The organism is Streptomyces sp. NPDC101132 (assembly GCF_044759225.1).
Taxonomy (GTDB): Bacteria; Actinomycetota; Actinomycetes; order Streptomycetales; family Streptomycetaceae; genus Streptomyces.
Map to the genome: position 1 here is coordinate 24,773 of NZ_JBIVYX010000004.1, position 17,909 is coordinate 42,681.

The window sequence follows — 17,909 nt, forward strand, 5'->3', positions numbered from 1 at the left end:
TCGCGCGCCGGGAGGAGCCCGCGGGCACCTCCCGGACCGCGTCCTCCGCTACTTCAGCACGAGCGAGGTCCATGCCCCGACCCACTGCTCACGGTTCTTGGCGATCGCGTCCGGAGCGACGGTCTCCGGCTTCTCGACCACCACGCCGTGCTTGGTGAAGATCTCCGGCAGCTTCGCGTCCTTGACCACCGGGTTCACGAACATCTGGAGCGGCATGTCCTCCTGGAACTTCTTGCTGATCAGGAAGTCCAGCAGGGCCTTGCCGCCCGCCTCGTTCTTCGCGCCCCGGAGCAGGCCGGCGAACTCGGTCTGGCGGAAGCAGGTGCCGGTGGAGACGCCGGTGGGCGCCACGGCCGGCTGCGGCTCGCCGTACAGCACCTCGACCGGCGGGCTGGAGGCGTAGGAGACGACCAGCGGGCGGTCGCCCTTGGCCTTCTTGCCGCCCGCGGAGCCGGAGAAGCGCTCGTTGTAGGCCTGCTCCCAGCCGTCGACGACCTCGACGCCGTTGGCCTTGAGCCTGGTCCAGTAGTCCTTCCAGCCGTCCTCGCCGTACTTGCCGACGGTCGCGAGGAGGAAGCCGAGGCCGGGCGACGAGGTCGAGGCGTTCTCGGTGACCAGGAGGTTCTTGTACTCGGGCTTGACCAGGTCGTCGAGGGTGACCGGCGGGGCCAGCTTCTTGTCGGCGAAGAACTTCTTGTCGTAGTTGACGCAGATGTCGCCGGAGTCGACCGGGGTGACGCGGTGCTCGGCCTTGTCCAGCTGGTACTGCTCGGGGACCTCCGCCAGGCCCTTGGCCTCGTACGGGACGAAGATGCCGTTGTCGAGGGCGCGGGAGAGCAGCGTGTTGTCGACGCCGAAGAAGACGTCGCCGCGCGGGGAGCCCTTGGTGAGGATCTCCTGGTTGAGGGCCGCGCCCGCGTCACCGCTCTTGAGGACCTTGACCGTGTAGCCGCTCTGCTGCTCGAACTCCTTCAGCACGGCCGGGGTGGCGTTGAAGGAGTCGTGGCTGACGAGGGTGACCGTCTTGGACTTCGGCCCGCCGCCCGGCGCCGCACCGTCCTTCTCGTCACCGTTGCCGCAGCCGGCGAGCGCGGCCGCGCCCAGGGCGGTGGCCAGCACGGCGCCCGCCATCTTCTTGGTGGTGCTCACGGAACATTCCTCCTGGAGTGACCAGGAGAAGACGCGGCCCCGCCCCGGCGCTCTGGGAGCGGACGCCGGGGCAGGGCGCAACAGCTTGAGTGATGACCGAACTTCCTACCCGGAATGACCCGGGCGAGGTTCAGAGGGTCTGCGGCGTGACGGTGCCCGCACTCTCAGCGCTGTGGCGCTCCCCTGTCGGAATATGCAGATGTACGGGGCCAGGTTACCGCTCGCTGGCGGCGAGCTGTCCGCACGCTCCGTCGATCTCCTGGCCACGGGTGTCGCGGACGGTCACCGGGACGCCGTGGCCGGCGATGGCCTGGACGAAGGCCCGCTCGTCCTCGGGGCGGGAGGCCGTCCACTTGGAGCCCGGGGTCGGGTTGAGCGGGATCAGGTTGACGTGCACACGCTTGCCCTTGAGGAGGCGTCCCAGCAGGTCGCCGCGCCAGGCCTGGTCGTTGATGTCGCGGATCAGCGCGTACTCGATGGAGATGCGGCGGCCGGACTTCTCGGCGTACTCCCAGGCCGCGTCGAGGACCTCGCGGACCTTCCAGCGGGTGTTCACGGGGACGAGGGTGTCGCGCAGCTCGTCGTCGGGAGCGTGCAGGGAGACGGCGAGGCGGCACTTGAAGCCCTCGTCGGCGAACCGCAGCATGGCCGGGACCAGGCCGACGGTGGAGACGGTGATGCCGCGCTGCGACAGGCCCAGGCCGTCGGGCTCGGGGTCGGTCAGGCGGCGGATGGCGCCGACGACCCGCTTGTAGTTGGCCAGCGGCTCGCCCATGCCCATGAAGACGATGTTCGACAGGCGGGCCGGGCCGCCCGGGACCTCGCCGTCGCGCAGGGCGCGCATGCCGTCGACGATCTGGTGGACGATCTCGGCGGTGGACAGGTTGCGGTCCAGGCCCGCCTGTCCGGTGGCGCAGAACGGGCAGTTCATGCCGCAGCCGGCCTGCGAGGAGATGCACATGGTGACCCGGTCCGGGTAGCGCATCAGGACGGACTCGACCAGCGTGCCGTCGTGCAGCTTCCAGAGGGTCTTGCGGGTGGTGTCGTCGTCACAGCTGATGTGCCGGACCACGCTCATCAGGTCGGGCAGCAGCTCCTGCTGGAGCTTCTCGCGCGCGGCGGCCGGGATGTCGGTCCACTCGGCCGGGTCGTGCGCGTAGCGGGCGAAGTAGTGCTGCGAGAGCTGCTTCGCGCGGAACGGCTTCTCGCCGATCGCGGCCACGGCCTCGCGCCGCTCGGCGGGCGAGAGGTCGGCGAGGTGCCGGGGCGGCTTCTTCGCCCCCTTGGGCGCGACGAAGGTCAGTTCTCCCGGAAGGGGGCGGGCCATGATCGGTTTCTCCTCAGTACGACGAGGCCTGGCCGGCCTCCGCGGAAAACGGAGCCGATGGCATTGGCGCGACCGGCGCCAGGAGACCTCACAGGGCGTCCCCCCGCGGCTCGCGGGGGACGAGAAAGGCGCGCCACTCGGGAGTGACGCGCCTTCCAGGATACCCGGGACGGCTCAGCCGGTGCCCACGAAGAGCGCCAGCAGCAGCCACACCACCGGCGCGGTGGGCAGCAGCGAGTCCAGCCGGTCCATGATCCCGCCGTGACCGGGCAGCAGGGTGCCCATGTCCTTGATGCCGAGGTCCCGCTTGATCATCGACTCACCGAGGTCGCCCAGGGTGGCGCTGACCGCGACCGCGAGGCCCAGCAGCAGGCCCTGCCACCAGCTGCCCCCGTCGATCAGGAACTCCATGCACAGCGCACCGGCCGCCATCGCGAAGGCCACGGCGCCGAAGAGTCCCTCCCGGGTCTTCCCGGGGCTGATCCGCGGGGCGAGCTTGTGCTTGCCGAAGCGCCAGCCCACCGCGTAGGCGCCGGTGTCGCTGACCACCGTGAGGACCAGGAAGGTGAGCACCCGCTGCGGGCCGTCGTCGGCGGTCAGCAGCATCGCCACGAAGGTCGCGAGGAACGGCACGTAGAACGCGGCGAACACGCCGGCCGTGACGTCCTTCAGGTAGCCCTCGGGGGGCTCCGTCATCCGCCACACGAGCACGGCGAGCGCGGTCAGGGCCATCGCGACCCAGGCGCCCTCGGCCCCGCGCACGTACCCGGCGACGACCATCGCGGCGCCGCCGACGGCGAGCGGGACCAGGGGCGCGTTGATGCCCTTGCGCTCCTGGAGCCGGGAGGTCAGCTCCCACAGCCCGACGACCACCGCGACCGCGATGACGCCGACGAAGACCGCCTTCACGATGAAGAGCGAGGCGAAGATCACGGCGCCGAGGCCGACGCCGACCCCTATGGCGGCGCGCAGGTCCCGCCCCGCACGCTTCTTCGGCGGCGGGGAGGAGGCCTCCTGCGGGGCCTGGGGCGGGGGCGTGGGCATGGGCTCCTGCGGCGGCGTCTCGTCGCGGAACAGGGGGCCGCTCGGCTGAGCCGCCCCCCGGTCGCGTGGTTCCCGGTCTTCGAAGTCTCGACCGGCGGCGTCGGGCACGATGGGCATGGGCCGAGTCTGCGGCCCTCCGAGCACATCGTATGCGGGACCCGCCGGTACCGGCTCCGCCGCCCAGGAAGAGTCGTTCATCAGACCTCGAGGAGCTCGGCTTCCTTGTGCTTGAGCAGCTCGTCCACCTGCGCGACGTACTTCGCGGTGGTGTCGTCGAGCTCCTTCTCGGCGCGGCGCACCTCGTCCTCGCCGGACTCCTTGTCCTTCACGAGCTTGTCGAGGGCGTCCTTGGCCTTGCGGCGCACGGAGCGGATGGAGACCTTCGAGTCCTCGGCCTTGCCGCGGGCGACCTTGATGTAGTCGCGGCGGCGCTCCTCGGTGAGCTCCGGGAAGTTGACCCGGATGATGCGGCCGTCGTTGCTCGGGTTGACGCCGAGGTCCGAGTCGCGGATGGCCTGCTCGATGTTGCGCAGCGCGCTCGCGTCGAACGGGGTCACCACGGCCATGCGCGGCTCGGGCACCGAGAAGGACGCGAGCTGGTTGATGGGGGTCAGCGCGCCGTAGTAGTCGGCCACGATCTTGTTGAACATCGCCGGGTGCGCACGGCCGGTGCGGATCGCGGCGAAGTCCTCCTTGGCGACCACGACGGCCTTCTCCATCTTCTCCTCGGCCTCGAGGAGGATTTCTTCGATCACCACGTGCTCCTGCATGTCTTGAGTGGATGGTTCGGGCGGGGTGGGTCGCTCAGGCCCGGGTGCCCTGGTCGCTCACGAGCGTGCCGATCTTCTCACCCTTCACGGCGCGCGCGATATTGCCCTCCGCGAGCAGCTCGAAGACGAGGATCGGCAGCTTGTTGTCACGGCAGAGCGTGATGGCGGTGGCGTCGGCGACCTTGAGGTCGCGGGACAGCACCTCGCCGTACTCCAGGGCGTCGAACTTGACCGCGTCGGGGTTGGCCTTGGGGTCGGAGTCGTAGACGCCGTCGACACCGTTCTTGCCCATGAGCAGGGCCTCGGCGTCGATCTCCAGGGCGCGCTGGGCGGCCGTGGTGTCGGTGGAGAAGTACGGCATGCCCATGCCGGCGCCGAAGATGACGACGCGGCCCTTCTCCAGGTGGCGCACGGCGCGCAGCGGGATGTACGGCTCCGCGACCTGGCCCATGGTGATGGCGGTCTGCACGCGGGAGTCGATGCCCTCCTTCTCCAGGAAGTCCTGGAGGGCGAGGCAGTTCATCACGGTGCCGAGCATGCCCATGTAGTCGGAGCGGGCCCGGTCCATGCCGCGCTGCTGGAGCTCGGCGCCGCGGAAGAAGTTGCCGCCGCCGATGACGACGGCGATCTCGGCGCCGTCGCGGACGACCGCCGCGATCTCGCGCGCGATCGCGTGCACGACGTCGGGGTCGACGCCCAGTCCCCCGCCGCCGGAGAAGGCCTCGCCGGACAGCTTCAGCATGAAGCGGCGGCCCTTCTTGTCGTGGTCGCTCTTGTCGTCGGAAGCGGTGTGGGGGTCCACGCCCTGATTCATGGAGATCTCCTCGTGCACATACGAAGAAGGCCATTGCCGGGGTCCTTGCGGTTCCCTGTGCGGCAATGGCCTCCTCGTCAGATCTGCGGTCGACCGGCGCGAACGCGGACGACTGCCTCAGACCCTACCGGGGTCCGGTGTCCGTCGCGTACGGACTCAGATGCCGACCTTGATGCGGGTGAAGCGCTTCAGGGTGACACCGGCCTCGTCCAGGATCTGCTGGACGGACTTCTTGTTGTCCAGCGCGTAGGGCTGGCCCAGGAGCGTGGCGTCCTTGAAGAAGCCGTTGAGGCGACCCTCGACGATCTTCGGCAGGGCGGCCTCGGGCTTGCCCTCGGCGCGGGTGGTCTCCTCGGCGACGCGGCGCTCGGACTCGACGACCTCGGCCGGGACGTCCTCCTTGGCCAGGTACTTCGGGGCGAACGCGGCGATGTGCTGCGCGACGCCCTTGGCGAGGTTGGCGTCGGCCTTGTCCAGCTCGACCAGGACACCGATCTGCGGGGGCAGGTCGGGCATGGTGCGGTGCATGTACGAGTAGACGAAACCGTCGGCGTACTGCGCGAAGCGGTCCAGGACGATCTTCTCGCCGAGGTTGGCGTTGGCCTCGTCCACGAACGCCTGGACGGTCTTGCCGGCCTCGATCTCGGAGGCGAGCAGCGCCGCGATGTCCGCCGGGGAGGTGGCGGCCACGTGCTTGGCGATCTCGGCGGCGACGGCCTGGAACTTGTCACCCTTGGCGACGAAGTCGGTCTCGCACTTCAGCTCGACGAGCACACCGGAGGTGTTGTCGTCGGCGAGCAGGGAGACGACGGCGCCGTTCTCGGCGGAGCGGCCCTCGCGCTTGGCGACGCCCTTCTGGCCCTTGATGCGCAGGGCCTCGACGGCCTTGTCGACGTTGCCGTCCGACTCGTCCAGGGCCTTCTTGCAGTCCATCATGCCGGCGCCGGTGAGCTCGCGGAGCTTCTTGACGTCAGCGGCGGTGTAGTTCGCCATGAGTCTGTGATTCTCTCTCGAAGTCGTAGATCTACGGGTGAACGGCGGGGGCCGGTGCCTCGTGAGCACCGTCCCCCGTCGTCATCGTCCGTGCTGGGAGTGCCCGGCAGGTGAACGCCGGGCTCTCTCAGTGGGTCAGGCCTGCTCGGCGTCCGCGGCCGGGGCCTCGGCCTCGGCGGCGGGGGCCTCGGCGGCGGCCGGGGCCTCGTCGGCCTTCTTCTCGCCCTCGAGCAGGTCGCGCTCCCACTCGGCCAGCGGCTCGCCGACGGTCTTGTCGCCCGGCTTCGAGTCACCGGCGGCAACGCCGGAACGGGCGATGAGGCCCTCGGCGACGGCGTCGGCGATCACGCGGGTGAGCAGGGTGACGGAGCGGATCGCGTCGTCGTTGCCCGGGATCTTGTAGTCGACCTCGTCGGGGTCGCAGTTGGTGTCGAGGATCGCGACGACCGGGATGTGGAGCTTGCGCGCCTCACCGACGGCGATGTGCTCCTTCTTGGTGTCGACGATCCAGACGGCGCTCGGCACCTTCTGCATCTCGCGGATGCCACCGAGGGTCTTCTCCAGCTTGGCCTTCTCGCGGGAGAGGACCAGGAGCTCCTTCTTGGTGAGGCCGGAGGCGGCCACGTCCTCGAAGTCGATCTGCTCGAGCTCCTTGAGGCGCTGCAGACGCTTGTAGACGGTGGAGAAGTTGGTGAGCATGCCACCCAGCCAGCGCTGGTTGACGTACGGCATGCCGACGCGGGTCGCCTGCTCGGCGATGGCCTCCTGGGCCTGCTTCTTCGTGCCGACGAACATGATGGAGCCGCCGTGCGCGACGGTCTCCTTGACGAACTCGTAGGCGCGGTCGATGTACGACAGCGACTGGAGCAGGTCGATGATGTAGATGCCGTTGCGCTCGGTGAAGATGAAGCGCTTCATCTTCGGGTTCCAGCGACGGGTCTGGTGACCGAAGTGGACGCCGCTCTCCAGCAGCTCCCGCATCGTGACGACGGCCATGGCCGTACTCCTTGATTGCTCGGTTACCGCGACCACCGGACGGCGGTCGCGCCTGACGCCCCGACGCGCCGTGCCACGAGGGACCGAGGAGCGCGGCCACCGGTCGTGATCGACCAGGTGGCGGGGCGTGCGAAGTCGACCCGGTGACCCGGATCGCCACAAGAAGTGTACGGGACCCGGGAGCGTGCCGGGTGACGCGCCTGTCCACAGGCGGCCGCCCGTCCACAGGCCCGCGCGCGCGGACGGCGCCCGGCGGGATGCTGCGGGACATGACTCCCCTGCTGCTCGGCCTGGTCCTGACCCTGCTCCTGCCGTTCTCCGGATACGGCGCACCCGCCGCCGCGTCCGCCGGGTACGGGCTCCCACGCGCCGCTCGCGCGGTGCCGGCCCCCGTACCCGGGGCGCCGGCCGCCGTCCGCCCGGCGCCCGCGGCGGTGCGGCCGCTCCCGGCGCCGCTGCGGTTGCTGCGCGGCTGGCTGCCGCCGCCGACGCCGTACGCGGCGGGACACCGCGGGGTGGACCTGGCCGCGGCACCGGGCACGGAGGTCCGCGCGGTGGCCGCGGGGCGGGTGCACCACGCCGGGCCGGTGGCGGGGCGCGGGGTGCTCTCGCTGACCGTCGCGGGCACGCCGCTGCGCACCACGTACGAGCCGGTGCGTCCGCTGGTCGCCGAGGGCGAGGCGGTGGCCCGGGGGCAGGTGGTGGCGGTGACGACCGCCGGCGGCCACTGCACCGCGCCGTGCCTGCACTGGGGGCTGCTCGCCGGAGAGGTCTACCTGGACCCGCTGTCCCTGCTCCCGCGGACGGCGCCGCGGCTGCTGCCGCTGTCCGGCGGCCCGGGACCCGGGACCGGGCGGGTCAGCCCCGTACGCCCCGCATCGCCATGGCCACGGCCACGTCGGTGATCGCGGAGGGGTCCTCGGCGGCGCCGAGTTCGATGCGGCGGACGGCGGCGTCGACGATGCCCTGGAGCAGGGTCGCGGCCAGCCTGGGCTGGTCGTGGCCGAGCGCCGCCAGCGCCTCGACGATCATCGCGACCAGTCCGCCGTGCGCGGCGCGGATCTTCTCGCGGGCCCCGGCGTCCAGTTCGCTGGCGGAGATCGCGACGACGGCGCGGTGCCGCCGGTCGCCGACGAGGGCCAGCTGGCTCCGCACGTAGGCCTCGATCTTGCCCTCGGGGGTCCCGGCCGCCTGCATGGCGGCCTCGATCTCGGCGGCCCAGACCGGGAAGTCGACGGCGCACAGCTCTTCGACGACCGCGGCGCGGGAGCGGAAGTACTCGTACACGGAGGAACGGGCCAGGCCGGTCCGCTCGGCGAGGGCGGGGAAGGTCAGCGCCTCCGTACCGCCTTCGGACAGCAGGGAACGCGCGGCATCCAGCAGGGCGCCGCGCTGCATCGTCCGGTGCTCGGCCACGGAGGCCGCTCGAATCCTTGGCACGCTTCCACTCTACGGAGGGGGCGCAAGGTCAGCGGCCGACGTCCGCCAGTTTGGCGCGCAGCTGGAGCACGGACTTGGTGTGGATCTGGCTCACCCGGCTCTCGGTCACGCCGAGGACGTTGCCGATCTCGGCCAGCGTGAGGCCCTCGTAGTAGTAGAGGGTGACCACGGTCTTCTCGCGCTCGGGCAGGGTGTTGATGGCCCGCGCCAGCAGCCTGCGCAGCTCGCGGTCCTCGGCCACCTCGACCGGGTTGTCCGCGGCGGTGTCCTCCAGGGTGTCCATGAGCGACAGGCGGTCGCCGCCCTCGCCGCCCACGTGCAGCAGCTCTTCCAGGGCCACCACGTTCGCCAGGGACAACTGGCTGAAAACAGCGTGCAGTTCCTCCACGCCGATGCCCATTTCCGAGGCGACCTCCGTCTCGGTGGGAGTGCGCCGCAGCTGGGCCTCCAGCGTGGCGTACGCCCGCTCGACGGCCCGGGCCTTCTGCCGCACCGAGCGCGGGATCCAGTCCAGGGCCCGCAGTTCGTCGATCATCGCGCCGCGGATCCGGGTGATCGCGTAGGTCTCGAACTTGATCGAGCGGTCGATGTCGAACTTCTCGATGGCGTCGATCAGTCCGAACACCCCGGAGGAGACGAAGTCGGCCTGCTCCACGTTGGGCGGGAGGCCGACGCTCACCCGGCCGGCCACGTACTTCACCAGGGGCGAGTAGTGCAGGATCAGCTGCTCGCGCAGGCGCTCGTCGGCGGTCTCCTTGTACGACCGCCACAGCTCGTCCAGGGAGGAGGGTGCGGGTGCCCGGACGCCCTCTCGGGCGGCGGGGGGTGCCGCGGCGCGGTCAGACCCGGAGGTGTGCTGGGGCATGCGTCGCCTTGAGCCGTTCTGCAGTCGGGATCCTTGGGAGCGTAGCGTGACTGGAGTGTCGCGGTGCGCGAAGAGTACGGGATCGCGCGTGGGTACAGGGGCGTCCGCGGTGACGCCGACGGCCCTGGGCCCGCGCCTCGCACACGGGCCCCGAGGGTGCCACCGGGAAGACGGCGTATCTCATCGCCTTCACCCTTTCACCGGATCGCCCCAGGTCAAGGACCGCCTCGCCGGGGGCCTGCGGATTGCCCGGCCGCGTCATCCGCCGGAGTGGTCAACCGCCAGTCATCGCCCTGCCGTTCGACGAACCCCAGGGAGTGAAGTTCGTACAGTCTGCCGATGACTTCATCGGTGCTGGTGCCCGCGCCGAGGGCGAGTTCCCGCACCCCCGCCGGCCGTCCGGCCGGCAGTGCTTCGAGCACCCGCGCGGCGGCGGGGTGCAGCAGGTCCCGGGCGACGACGGGGCCGCGCCGGCCGGGCGCCAGTTCGCCCATGGCGCCGACCTGTTCGGCCACCTCCGCCGCGTCCGTGACCAGCACCGCGCCGCCCCTGATCAGCTCGTGCACCCCGGCCGAGAGCCCGCTGGTGGCGGGTCCCGGCACGCCCATGGTGTGCCGCCCCAGCCGCTGCGCGGCGCGGGCGGTGACCAGCGAGCCGCTGCGGTAGGCGGCCTCGACGACCACCGTGCCGCGAGTCAGGGCCGCGATCACGCGGTTGCGCAGGACGAACCTGCTGGGCGTGGGATGGCTGCCGGGCGGCAGCTCCCCGACGACCAGGCCCTGGGTGGCGATCCGCCGCAGGAGCCCGTCGTGGCCGCGGGGGTAGCTGGTGTCGACCCCGCAGGCCAGCACCGCCGCCGTGGCCCCCTCGGCCGCGAGCACGCCCCGGTGCACGGCCGCGTCGATCCCGTACGCCGCGCCCGAGACGACGACCCAGCCGCGCTCGGCCAGCCCGGCAGCCAGCGTGGTCGCCATGTGTGCCCCGTACGGAGTACACGCCCGGGCTCCGACGAGTGCCACGGACCGGAGCGCCCAGGTGCGGAGGTCGTGCGGTCCCCGCAGCCAGAGGCCCACCGGCCGGGCGTCGCCCAGGTCGTCCAGCTGGCTCGGCCACTCCGGACCGCCGGGGGTGACGAACCGTCCGCCCACCGCCGCGACCGCCGCCAGGTCCCTGCCCGGCTCGGCCGCCGCGGCCCGCCTGCGGTACCCGGCGAGCCGGTCCGGCCCCACGCCCGTGAGCGCGCCCCCGGCCGCGTCCGGGTCCCGCAGGAGGCGCACCAGCTCCTCCGCGCCGAACCGCCGCAACCAGCGCCCCCCGTGCTCCTCTCCGGGCTCCAGTACGCGGGTCAGCGCGGCCCGCGCCGTCAGCTCGTCCACCGCGCCACCCCACTCCACCCCCGCCGCCGGCGCACGCGGCATGCCTCCCGCGCGCTCACACCCGCTCCCCCACGGCCTGGGGCGTCCCACGGGCCACGCCGGTGCGCAGCTCCAGGGCGACGGCCACGTCCAGCGCCTCCGGGCGGTCCCGCCCGCGCAGGTCGGCCACGGTCCAGGCGACCCGCAGCACCCGGTCGAGCCCACGGGCCGTCAGGAGCCCCCGGTCGAGGTCGCGCTCGGCCGGGCCGAGGGCGCCGGGTGCCACCTGCCAGCGGGTGCGCAACTCGTGCCCCGGCACCTCGGCGTTGACCGCCCAGGGGGTGCCGGCCAGCCGGGCGGCGGCGCGGGCCCTGGCCTCCCGCACCCGGGCGGCGACGGCTTCGGTGGGCTCCCCGCCGCTCCGGCCCAGCAGGTCGGCGCGGCTGACCGGCTCGGCCTCGACGCGGAGGTCGACGCGGTCCAGCAGCGGCCCCGAGAGCCGTGCCTGGTACCGGCGGATCGCGGACGAGGGGCACTCGCACCCGGTGCCGTGCCGCGAGAACCGCCCGCACGGGCAGGGGTTCGCGGCCAGCACCATCAGGAACCGGGCCGGCAGCCGGACCACCCCCGCGGCCCGTGCGATGACCACCTGGCCGGACTCCAGGGGCTGGCGGAGCGCGTCCAGCACCTTGGGGCTGAACTCGGGGGCCTCGTCCAGGAAGAGCACCCCGCAGTGGGCCAGGGACACGGCGCCCGGCCTGGGCATGCCGTTCCCCCCGCCGACCAGGGACTGCATGGTGGCCGAGTGGTGGGGCGCGCAGTAGGGCGCGCGGGCCACCATGGGCTCCCCGGGCGGGAGGATGCCGGCGACGGAGTGGACGGCGGTCACCTCCAGGGACTGCCGCCGGGAGAGCGGCGGCAGGATCGCGGGGATCCGCTCCGCGAGCATCGTCTTCCCCGCGCCGGGCGGTCCGCTCAGGAAGAGGTGGTGGCCCCCGGCCGCGGCCACCTCCAGGGCCCTCCGTGCCACCGGCTGGCCCGCGACGTCCGCGAGGTCGGGCGGCACCCCGTCCGCTCCCGCCGCCCCGGTGCCCGCTCCCGCGCCGGGCACCAGCAGGCCCGCCAGCATCGGGTCCGGCCGCCCGGGCTCCTCCGGCGCCTCCTCGGGCACCTCGCCGTCGGTGAGCACGGCGATCAGCTGCCGCAGGCTGCGCACCCCGAGCACCGACACCTCGGGGACCAGGGAGGCCTCGGCGGCGGACTGCTCGGCGACGACCACCTGGCGGTACCCGGCCTCGGCCGCGGCGAGCACCGCCGGCAGCACCCCGCGCACCGGCCGCACCCGGCCGTCCAGTCCCAGTTCGCCGATCAGCACCAGGTCCTCGATCGCCCGGGGGTCCACCCGCTCCGCCGCCGCGAGCACCGCGGCGGCCACGGCCAGGTCGAAGCCGGAGCCCGACTTGGGCACGGCGGCCGGACTGAGCCCGACGGTGAGCTTCTTCTGCGGCCAGTCGGCACCGGAGTTCACGACGGCGGCCCTGACCCGGTCCCGGCTCTCGACCAGCGTCTTGTCGGGCAGCCCCACCAGCGTGAACGCGGCCACCCCGGGCTCCAGGTCGGCCTGGACCTCCACCACCACGCCGTCGACGCCGACGAGGGCCACCGAACAGGTCCGTGCGAACCCCATCAGGCCACCCCCCTGACGTGCTCCACCACGGGGGCTCCGCGCCGCGGCAGCACCACCCCGACCAGGTCGATCCTGACCCCGCCGCCGGGTGGCCCCCCGTGGTCGGCCAGCCAGCGGCCGGCGAGCCGGCGCAGCCGGGCGGCCTTGGCGGGGCGGACCGCCTCCATGGGGTGCTCGAAGGCACCCTCCCGGCGGGTCTTCACCTCGCAGACCACCAGGGCGTCGCCCTCGCGGGCCACGATGTCGATCTCCCCGCCCCGGCACCGCCAGTTCCGCGCGATCACCGTCATCCCGGCCTCGGCCAGCCGCCGCGCGGCCAGCTCCTCGCCGTACCGTCCCAGCGCCCGCCGGGCCCGGTCCCCCCGCGGGTCGGGCCCTCCGGTCTCGTGTGCGTCCATCCGGCACCACCTCCGGCACCGAATGTCCCGCACCCACCGCCCCGAAGTGGATCTTGGTGGACAGTCCGCCCGATGTGGACAACCTCGTCACCCACACGGGCTAACGCCCCCCGCCGCCAGGTCCTGAACGGCCCCACGGCCTCACGGCCCCACTGCCCCAGCGGCCGCCGGGCCACGGCCCGGCGGCCCCCGCGATCAGCTCCCCGGAAGTTCGAGGTCGCTCTTGTTGAGCTCCTCGATGTTCACGTCCTTGAAGGTCAGCACCCGCACCTGCTTCACGAACCGCGCCGGCCGGTACATGTCCCACACCCAGGCGTCGGCCATCGTGACCTCGAAGAACACCTCGCCCTGGACCGAGTGCACCTGCATCTCGTAGTCGTTCGTCAGGTAGAAGCGCCGCTCGGTCTCGATGACGTATTTGAACAGCCCGACGACGTCGCGGTACTCCCGGTAGAGCTTCAGCTCCATCTCGGTCTCGTACTTCTCGAGGTCCTCGGCGCTCATGGCATGTTCCCCTTCAGCCGTGCGTCCCCCTATTGTGCGCCAGCCGGGTGGGCCCCTAAACGATTTCCGGGGCCAGCACCACCGGCACATCCGGAGGACCCTCGACGAGCAGCGTGCGCAGCAGCTCGGCGAGCCTGGTCGGGTACACCGTCTCACGGGCCGCCGACAGTTCCTCGGAGGTCCACCACCTCGCCCCGGCCACGCTGCGCCGTTCCAGCTCCGTCAGCCCGCCCATCACGGTCGCCGTCTGGTCGGTCCGGGCCAGGAAGTACCACTCGTCCTGCTCCCAGCGGCGCCCGTCGAAGGGGAACGCGCAGTAGCGCCGCCACAGCACGGGTCCCAGTTCGACCCGCGTGATCCCGGTCTCCTCGGCCAGCTCGCGCAGGGCGGCCTCCTCGCGGGACTCGCCCTCCTCCAGGCCGCCGCCGGGGGTGAACCACCAGTGGTCCGACGGGTCCGCCGGCTCGAAGCCGTGCAGCAGCAGGATCCGGTCCTCGGGGTCCAGCAGGATCACCCGCGACACCAGCCGCACCTCCGGCCCGCCCGGCCCGGCGGACACCGGCCCGCCCCGGCCGCCCTCAGCGGAGACCGGTCCGCCCCCGCCGCCCTCAGCGGACACCGGCCCGCTCCCGCCGCCCGGCTCCCTGGCCCGTACGCGCCCCCGCGCGCCCGGCGGACCGCTTCGCCAGCGGCCCGTACGCCGCCCCGCCGAGCACCAGCAGCGCACCCGCCACGATCGCGCCCAGCACCGGCTTCACCGGCCCGGCGGCCGAGATCCCGCCCGGCAGCGCCCCGAAGGCCCCCGGCCGCTCCAGCATCTGCGGCGACGGCCACGCCACCGCGTCCACCCGGGCCGTGACGGCGGACCGGGACACGGTGCCCTGCCCCGCCTCCTGCAGGTGCGCCCGGGAGTCCACGGAGGCCCCGCGCCGGTCGCCCAGCAGGAAGAGCTTGCCCTCGGGCACCTTCACCTCGAAGGGGATCTCCGAGGCCATGCCCCGCGTGGTGTCCAGGTACGGCTCGTCGATCTGCACCCCGTTCACCGTGAGCCGGCCGCCCTGGCCGCAGCACTTCACTGTGTCACCGCCGACCCCGACGACCCGCTTGACCATGGGCGCGTTGCTCCACATCGCGTCGGTGAAGATCACGACGTCCCCGCGCCGCACCTCACCGCCGTCGATCCGCTCGGCCAGCACCCGGTCGCCGGGCTTGACCGTGGGCATCATCGAGTCCGTGGGCACCGTGTAGGGCTGGTACAGCATCGCGCCCCACACGAACCCGCCCAGGAAGAGCACAAAGCCGACGGCCACGGCCAGCCCGGACAACGTGTTGCCCAGGCGGCCGCGGCCGTCCTTGCGTGCTGTTCCGCCCATCCCAGCGCCCCCCACCTTCGGAGTCCGTCGATCTGGGACGGCAATCTACCCGCCGGTACCCACCCGCGTAAGCCGCCTCCGGCGCCACAGCACCAGCGGCACCGCGCCCGCGACGCCCAGACCCACCGGCGCGGCGCCCAGGGCGGCCGCCAGACCCGGCTGGTCGAAGGTGTCCGGGATCGGCAGGGTCGACCAGCGGGTGACCGGCCAGGCGATGACCACGGCCCGGCCGACGACCTTGCTGTTCGGCACGAAGCCCTTGGTCTCGTCGTCCATGTGGTAGCGCGAGTCGTACGAGTTCTGGCGGTGGTCGCCCATCACCCAGATCTTGCCCTCGGGCACCTTCACGTTGAACGGCATGTCGTCGCACGGGGTGTTGCCGGGGTAGATGTACGGCTCGTCCAGCGCCTTGCCGTTGACCTTGACCGGTCCGCCCTTCTCACAGGACACCGTGTCGCCGCCGACGCCGATCACGCGCTTGATCAGGTCCTTGTCCTCCGCGGAGGGCATCAGGCCGATGAAGCTCAGGAAGTTCTGGATCGCGTTGGGCTTGGCCACCGGCTCGCCCGCGAGCCACTTGTTCGGGTCGTGGAAGACCACGACCTCGCCCCGCTCGGGCTCCGAGCCGAACCACGGCGTCAGCTTGTCCACGAGCACCCGGTCGCCCCGCTGCAGGGTGTTCTGCATCGAGTCCGAGGGGATCGAGAAGGCCTGTACCAGGAAGGTCTTGATCAGCAGCGCGAGCAGCAGGGCGATGCCGATGAGGAGGGGCAGCTCCTTCCAGAAGGAGCGCTGCCTGCGTGCGGCGCCATCGCTCTCGTCACCCTCGTCCGCCCGGTCGGTCCCGCCGTCCACGTCCACGGCACCCTCCCGCCGCTCGTCGGGTTCTTCGCGTCCGGTCTGTGCGCCGACCGCCACATCCCCCACGTCCACTCCTCACTCAGTGCTGCCGCTCCGGGCCGGGAAGCCGGGAGCCTCCACTCCCCTAACGAGCGGGAGTTCCGCAGGGGTCGGGAGGTGAAGTGTTTCCTAAGGGATCATGCCGTACGGGCACGTAAGGATCCCGTGCGGATCATGCCGTACGGATCCCGGGGAGCAACACTATGCGACGGGCCGGGTACGGCGGCGCCCGCGCCGCGCGGGTTCCGGCACGGATCGGAAAGTCGCCGGGACCTCCAGCTTGCGCCAGTGGTCGAACGGCCAGGCGATCACGACGGCGCGCCCCACCACGCCCTCCTCGGAGATCGTGCCGTCGAAGGGCTCGTCCAGGTGGAACCGGGAGTCCGCGGAGTTCGAGCGGTGGTCGCCCATCACGAACAGCCTGCCCTCGGGCACCTTCACCTCGAAGGTCACCTCGGAGGGCGCGTTGCCCGGGTGCACGTACGGCTCGTCCAGCCCCTCGCCGTTGACGCTGACCCGGCCCCGCGCGTCGCAGCACTTCACCGTGTCGCCGCCGACCGCGACGACCCGCTTGATCAGGTCCTGCTCGTCCGCCGAGGGGAGCAGGCCGATGAAGGTCAGCACCTGCTTGACCTGCTTGATGCCCACCGGGTCGGGCTCCACCCGGCGGGTCTCCCCCTGGAGCCAGCCGCCCGGGTCCTTGAACACCACGACCTCGCCACGCTCCGGCTTCGCGCCGAACCACGGGGACAGCTTGTCCACCAGCACCCGGTCGCCGATCCGGATCGTCTGCTCCATCGAGCCCGACGGGATCACGAAGGCCTGCACCAGGAAGGTCTTGAGCACCAGGGCTATCAGCAGCGCCACCACGATCAGCAGCGGCACCTCGCCGGCCGTGCGGGTGCGGCGCCGCCGCCTGACCCGCCGGGCCAGCCGCCGCCGCTCCGCCCGTCCGGGCGCGGCCGGTGCCGCCGGCCTCCCGGCCCACGGGGAGTCGTCCGTACGCACGTCCGCGCCGGTACGCACATCCGCGCCCGTCCGCGCCCGTGCGGCCGTACGCGCCCCCGTGCCCGGCCCCGGCTCGCGCGCCGCGCCGCGCGGGCGCCCACGGCTACCCATGCCCCGCCCCGGTTCCCGGCGCGCCCCAGCGGGTCGCCGGCCAGCCGATCCAGTCGGCCCGCCCGATCACCTTCTCCACCGGCACCATCCCCCCGCCCGGCTCTCCCAGGTGGTCCCGGGAGTCTCGCGACTGCGACCGGTGGTCGCCCATGACGAACAGGGTCCCCAAGGGGACGACGACGCGGAAGGGCACCCGGGACGCGGTGTCACCGGGGAACAGGTAGTCCTCCTCGACGGGAGCGCCGTTCACCTGGATCCGGCCGCCCGCGTCGCAGCAGACCACGTCGTCGCCGCCCACGCCCACGACCCGCTTCACGAAGTCCGTCTCGGCCGGCTCCGCCAGCCCGAGCGCGGCGCCCGCGCCCCGCAGCGCCGCACCCAGGGCGTTGCCCTCGGGGCGCTCGCGCACGAAGGACCCGGTGCCGTCGAAGACCACCACGTCACCCCGTTCCGGCCGGTCGCCGAAACGGTACGCCAGCTTGTTCACCAGCACCCGGTCCCCGACCTTCAGCGTCGGCTCCATCGAGCGGCTCGGGATCAGGAAGGGCTGGACGACGTACTGGGAGAACAACAGCAGGAAGGCCGTGCACGCCACCCCGATCAGCCCGGCCCGGCGTACGGTCAGCCCCCGGAAGACGCCCCGGGAAAACGCAGAGCGCGGCCGCTCCCCCTCCGTCCCGTCGCCGGGTTCGGAGGAGGAGCTGCCGCGCTGCGTGATTCGTGCTTCGGTGTCCATCGGGGGCGAGCCTATCCGGCCACCCCCGGACGCCGGAGCCGAGATCAGTTGTCGCGCTTCTCCTTGATCTTCGCGGCCTTGCCACGGAGCTCACGGAGGTAGTACAGCTTCGCGCGGCGCACGTCACCGCGGGTGACGAGCTCGATCTTCTCGAAGATCGGGGAGTGCACCGGGAAGGTACGCTCCACGCCGACGCTGAAGGAGACCTTGCGAACGGTGAAGGTCTCGGAGACGCCAGAGCCCTGGCGACGGATGACAACGCCCTTGAACTGCTGGATACGGGAGCGGTTGCCCTCGATCACGCGGACGTGCACGTTGACGGTGTCACCCGGGCGGAAGGCCGGGACGTCCGAGCGCAGGGAGGAGGCGTTGACGCCATCGAGCAGGTGAGACATGTTCTTCGTCTGCTTTCTTCGCACGACGCCACAGGTCGCCGGGC

The 17,909-nt window shown here is 72.3% G+C and carries 19 protein-coding genes, 1 pseudogene and 1 riboswitch; of the genes and pseudogenes, 1 reads left to right on the top strand and 19 read right to left on the bottom strand.

Annotated features, from left to right (window positions below; genetic code table 11):
- Positions 1–48 precede the first annotated feature (48 nt).
- The 7 genes from ACIQUR_RS10580 to rpsB form a co-directional block, all read right to left on the bottom strand.
- On the bottom strand, positions 49–1,149 hold the full coding sequence (locus ACIQUR_RS10580) for a thiamine ABC transporter substrate binding subunit (RefSeq protein ID WP_403661539.1): 1,101 nt from the start codon (positions 1,147–1,149) through the stop codon (positions 49–51).
- An 84-nt stretch (positions 1,150–1,233) separates the two neighbouring features.
- Positions 1,234–1,344, bottom strand: a riboswitch (TPP riboswitch).
- A 19-nt stretch (positions 1,345–1,363) separates the two neighbouring features.
- Positions 1,364–2,476: a 23S rRNA (adenine(2503)-C(2))-methyltransferase RlmN gene (gene rlmN / locus ACIQUR_RS10585; RefSeq protein ID WP_403661542.1), complete on the bottom strand. Its 1,113-nt coding sequence runs from the start codon at positions 2,474–2,476 to the stop codon at positions 1,364–1,366.
- 174 nt (positions 2,477–2,650) lie between these two features.
- On the bottom strand, positions 2,651–3,718 hold the full coding sequence (locus ACIQUR_RS10590) for a phosphatidate cytidylyltransferase (protein ID WP_399952843.1): 1,068 nt from the start codon (positions 3,716–3,718) through the stop codon (positions 2,651–2,653).
- Complete coding sequence (gene frr, locus ACIQUR_RS10595) at positions 3,718–4,275, bottom strand: ribosome recycling factor (RefSeq protein ID WP_399953061.1); 558 nt, start codon at positions 4,273–4,275, stop codon at positions 3,718–3,720. The genes ACIQUR_RS10590 and frr overlap by 1 nt, the downstream gene beginning before the upstream one ends.
- 49 nt (positions 4,276–4,324) lie before the next feature.
- Complete coding sequence (pyrH, locus tag ACIQUR_RS10600) at positions 4,325–5,104, bottom strand: UMP kinase (RefSeq protein ID WP_403661547.1); 780 nt, start codon at positions 5,102–5,104, stop codon at positions 4,325–4,327.
- A gap of 156 nt (positions 5,105–5,260) precedes the next feature.
- Positions 5,261–6,097, bottom strand: a complete 837-nt coding sequence (tsf, locus tag ACIQUR_RS10605; protein WP_403661550.1) for a translation elongation factor Ts — start codon at positions 6,095–6,097, stop codon at positions 5,261–5,263.
- 135 nt (positions 6,098–6,232) lie between these two features.
- Positions 6,233–7,093 carry a 30S ribosomal protein S2 gene (gene rpsB, locus ACIQUR_RS10610; RefSeq protein ID WP_403661554.1) on the bottom strand — a complete coding sequence of 287 codons (861 nt, stop codon included), beginning with the start codon at positions 7,091–7,093 and terminating at the stop codon, positions 6,233–6,235.
- Between the two features lie 269 nt (positions 7,094–7,362).
- Between rpsB and ACIQUR_RS10615 the strand changes: the two genes are divergently transcribed.
- On the top strand, positions 7,363–7,998 hold the full coding sequence (locus tag ACIQUR_RS10615) for a M23 family metallopeptidase (RefSeq protein WP_403661557.1): 636 nt from the start codon (positions 7,363–7,365) through the stop codon (positions 7,996–7,998).
- Here ACIQUR_RS10615 and ACIQUR_RS10620 read toward each other — a convergent pair.
- The 12 genes and pseudogenes from ACIQUR_RS10620 to rplS form a co-directional block, all read right to left on the bottom strand.
- Positions 7,952–8,509, bottom strand: a complete 558-nt coding sequence (locus ACIQUR_RS10620; protein WP_403662642.1) for a TetR/AcrR family transcriptional regulator — start codon at positions 8,507–8,509, stop codon at positions 7,952–7,954. The two genes, ACIQUR_RS10615 and ACIQUR_RS10620, sit on opposite strands and share 47 nt — an antisense overlap.
- Before the next feature lie 52 nt (positions 8,510–8,561).
- Positions 8,562–9,398 (bottom strand): RNA polymerase sigma factor WhiG, encoded by an 837-nt coding sequence (whiG, locus tag ACIQUR_RS10625; protein ID WP_399952857.1) that lies wholly within the window; start codon positions 9,396–9,398, stop codon positions 8,562–8,564.
- 215 nt (positions 9,399–9,613) lie between these two features.
- On the bottom strand, positions 9,614–10,816 hold the full coding sequence (gene dprA, locus ACIQUR_RS10630) for a DNA-processing protein DprA (RefSeq protein WP_403661561.1): 1,203 nt from the start codon (positions 10,814–10,816) through the stop codon (positions 9,614–9,616).
- 13 nt (positions 10,817–10,829) lie between these two features.
- Entirely contained in the window at positions 10,830–12,440 is a 1,611-nt protein-coding gene (locus ACIQUR_RS10635) for a YifB family Mg chelatase-like AAA ATPase (protein ID WP_403661564.1), read from the bottom strand.
- Complete coding sequence (locus ACIQUR_RS10640; protein ID WP_403661567.1) at positions 12,440–12,838, bottom strand: YraN family protein; 399 nt, start codon at positions 12,836–12,838, stop codon at positions 12,440–12,442. Before ACIQUR_RS10640 ends, ACIQUR_RS10635 begins: the two co-directional genes overlap by 1 nt.
- Positions 12,839–13,033: 195 nt before the next feature.
- A complete protein-coding gene (locus ACIQUR_RS10645) occupies positions 13,034–13,342 on the bottom strand; it encodes a DUF2469 domain-containing protein (RefSeq protein ID WP_006139554.1) in 309 nt (102 codons plus the stop codon).
- Positions 13,343–13,397: 55 nt separating this feature from the next.
- A complete protein-coding gene (locus ACIQUR_RS10650; RefSeq protein WP_403662645.1) occupies positions 13,398–13,901 on the bottom strand; it encodes an NUDIX hydrolase in 504 nt (167 codons plus the stop codon).
- Positions 13,902–13,950: 49 nt separating this feature from the next.
- Positions 13,951–14,715 (bottom strand): signal peptidase I, encoded by a 765-nt coding sequence (gene lepB, locus ACIQUR_RS10655; protein WP_403661571.1) that lies wholly within the window; start codon positions 14,713–14,715, stop codon positions 13,951–13,953.
- A 45-nt stretch (positions 14,716–14,760) separates the two neighbouring features.
- Positions 14,761–15,633, bottom strand: a complete 873-nt coding sequence (lepB, locus tag ACIQUR_RS10660; RefSeq protein WP_403662648.1) for a signal peptidase I — start codon at positions 15,631–15,633, stop codon at positions 14,761–14,763.
- A pseudogene (gene lepB / locus ACIQUR_RS10665) lies at positions 15,536–16,734 on the bottom strand (signal peptidase I). Before lepB (ACIQUR_RS10665) ends, lepB (ACIQUR_RS10660) begins: the two are co-directional and overlap by 98 nt.
- A complete protein-coding gene (gene lepB, locus ACIQUR_RS10670) occupies positions 16,727–17,470 on the bottom strand; it encodes a signal peptidase I (protein WP_403661574.1) in 744 nt (247 codons plus the stop codon). The pseudogene lepB (ACIQUR_RS10665) and the gene lepB (ACIQUR_RS10670) overlap by 8 nt, the downstream one beginning before the upstream one ends.
- Before the next feature lie 44 nt (positions 17,471–17,514).
- Positions 17,515–17,865, bottom strand: a complete 351-nt coding sequence (gene rplS / locus ACIQUR_RS10675) for a 50S ribosomal protein L19 (RefSeq protein WP_403661577.1) — start codon at positions 17,863–17,865, stop codon at positions 17,515–17,517.
- Between the last annotated feature and the right edge of the window lie 44 nt (positions 17,866–17,909).

Bases quoted from the DNA above. Each gene is read 5' to 3' on its own strand.
- ACIQUR_RS10635 (WP_403661564.1), bottom strand. From the start codon at position 12,440: ATGGGGTTCGCACGGACCTGTTCGGTGGCCCTCGTCGGCGTCGACGGC.
- lepB (WP_403661571.1), bottom strand. From the start codon at position 14,715: ATGGGCGGAACAGCACGCAAGGACGGCCGCGGCCGCCTGGGCAACACG.
- rpsB (WP_403661554.1), bottom strand. From the start codon at position 7,093: ATGGCCGTCGTCACGATGCGGGAGCTGCTGGAGAGCGGCGTCCACTTC.
- rlmN (WP_403661542.1), bottom strand. From the start codon at position 2,476: ATGGCCCGCCCCCTTCCGGGAGAACTGACCTTCGTCGCGCCCAAGGGG.
- pyrH (WP_403661547.1), bottom strand. From the start codon at position 5,104: ATGAATCAGGGCGTGGACCCCCACACCGCTTCCGACGACAAGAGCGAC.
- ACIQUR_RS10645 (WP_006139554.1), bottom strand. From the start codon at position 13,342: ATGAGCGCCGAGGACCTCGAGAAGTACGAGACCGAGATGGAGCTGAAG.
- tsf (WP_403661550.1), bottom strand. From the start codon at position 6,097: ATGGCGAACTACACCGCCGCTGACGTCAAGAAGCTCCGCGAGCTCACC.
- ACIQUR_RS10590 (WP_399952843.1), bottom strand. From the start codon at position 3,718: ATGAACGACTCTTCCTGGGCGGCGGAGCCGGTACCGGCGGGTCCCGCA.
- ACIQUR_RS10640 (WP_403661567.1), bottom strand. From the start codon at position 12,838: ATGGACGCACACGAGACCGGAGGGCCCGACCCGCGGGGGGACCGGGCC.
- rplS (WP_403661577.1), bottom strand. From the start codon at position 17,865: ATGTCTCACCTGCTCGATGGCGTCAACGCCTCCTCCCTGCGCTCGGAC.
- dprA (WP_403661561.1), bottom strand. From the start codon at position 10,816: ATGCCGCGTGCGCCGGCGGCGGGGGTGGAGTGGGGTGGCGCGGTGGAC.
- whiG (WP_399952857.1), bottom strand. From the start codon at position 9,398: ATGCCCCAGCACACCTCCGGGTCTGACCGCGCCGCGGCACCCCCCGCC.
- lepB (WP_403661574.1), bottom strand. From the start codon at position 17,470: ATGGACACCGAAGCACGAATCACGCAGCGCGGCAGCTCCTCCTCCGAA.
- ACIQUR_RS10615 (WP_403661557.1), top strand. From the start codon at position 7,363: ATGACTCCCCTGCTGCTCGGCCTGGTCCTGACCCTGCTCCTGCCGTTC.